Origin of the sequence: Pseudokineococcus sp. 1T1Z-3, from assembly GCF_037482365.1 — a bacterium.
Classification (GTDB): domain Bacteria; phylum Actinomycetota; class Actinomycetes; order Actinomycetales; family Quadrisphaeraceae; genus Pseudokineococcus.
Window position 1 is genome coordinate 1 of record NZ_JBBHZF010000039.1, and the last position, 1523, is coordinate 1523.

Sequence of the window (1523 nt, forward strand, 5' to 3'; positions counted from 1 at the left end):
CGAGATCTACACCGATGTCGACGGCGTCTTCACCGCCGACCCGCGCATCGTGCCCACCGCGCGCAAGCTCGACACCGTCACCTACGAGGAGATGCTCGAGCTCGCGGCGTGCGGCGCCAAGGTGCTCATGCTCCGCTGCGTGGAGTACGGCCGCCGCTCGGGCGTGCCCATCCACGTGCGCTCGAGCTTCTCGACCAAGCCCGGCACCACCGTCACCGGATCGATGGAGGACCTTCCCGTGGAGCAGGCGATCATCTCGGGCGTCGCGCACGACCGCTCCGAGGCCAAGATCACGGTCGTCGGCGTGCCCGACAGCCCCGGCAAGGCCGCGGAGATCTTCGAGGCGGTCGCGGCCGAGGGCGTCAACATCGACATGATCGTCCAGAACGTCGCCGCGACGACGGGCCGCACCGACGTCTCCTTCACGCTGCCGAAGAGCGACGGGCCGAGCGCCATCGCCCGCCTCACCGCGATCCAGGCCGAGGTCGGCTTCGAGCAGCTGCAGTACGACGACCAGATCGGCAAGCTCTCCCTCGTCGGCGCCGGCATGCGCAGCCACCCGGGCGTCTCGGCGAAGTTCTTCCGCGCGATGAGCAGCGCCGGGGTCAACATGGAGATGATCTCGACGTCGGAGATCCGCATCTCGGTCGTCACGCGCGCCGACGACCTCGACCTGGCCGTGCGCACCCTGCACACGGCCTTCGACCTGGACAGCGTCGACGGCGAGGCCGTCGTGTACGGAGGGACCGGACGATGAGCGAGCAGCAGAGCGTGGACCCGACCCGGGTCGGCCGCCCCACCCTCGCCGTCGTCGGCGCCACCGGCGCCGTCGGCACCGTGATGCTCGGGATTCTCTCCCAGCGCGAGGACGTCTGGGGCGAGATCCGCCTCGTGGCGTCGGCCCGCTCGGCCGGCACCCGGCTGCGGGTGCGCGGCGAGGAGGTCGTCGTCCAGGAGCTGGCGCCGGAGGTCTTCGACGGCGTCGACGTGGCGATGTTCGACGTCCCCGACGAGGTCTCGGCGCAGTGGGCGCCGGTCGCGGCGCAGCGCGGCGCCGTGGTCGTCGACAACTCCGGGGCCTTCCGGATGGACCCGGACGTGCCGCTCGTCGTGCCCGAGGTCAACCCGGCGCAGGTGCGCAACCGCCCGCGCGGGATCATCAGCAACCCCAACTGCACGACGCTGACGATGATGGACGCGCTCGGGGCGCTGCACCACGGCTGGGGGCTGACGGCGCTCGTCGTCGCCTCCTACCAGGCGGCCTCCGGGGCGGGGCAGCCCGGCGTCGACCGGCTCTACGACGAGCTGTCGGTCGTCGGCGGGGACCGCACCCTCGGCCAGCGCTCGGGCGACGTGCGCAGCGCGCTGGAGGACAAGCTGGGCTCGGCGCCCTCGCCGTTCCCGGCGCCGCTGGCCCTCAACGTCGTGCCGTGGGCGGGCTCGCTGAAGGACGGCGGGTGGTCCAGCGAGGAGCTCAAGGTCCGCGACGAGTCGCGCAAGATCCTCGGCATCCCCGACCTCAA

2 protein-coding genes are annotated in these 1523 nt (G+C 72.1%); both read left to right on the forward strand.

What is annotated here, in order from left to right:
• Window positions 1-757, forward strand: a 757-nt coding sequence (locus WDV86_RS15990; RefSeq protein WP_339568648.1) for an aspartate kinase, incomplete at its 5' end; no start/stop codon positions are given.
• Window positions 754-1523, forward strand: a 770-nt coding sequence (locus tag WDV86_RS15995) for an aspartate-semialdehyde dehydrogenase (RefSeq protein WP_339568649.1), incomplete at its 3' end; no start/stop codon positions are given. The genes WDV86_RS15990 and WDV86_RS15995, both read left to right, overlap by 4 nt.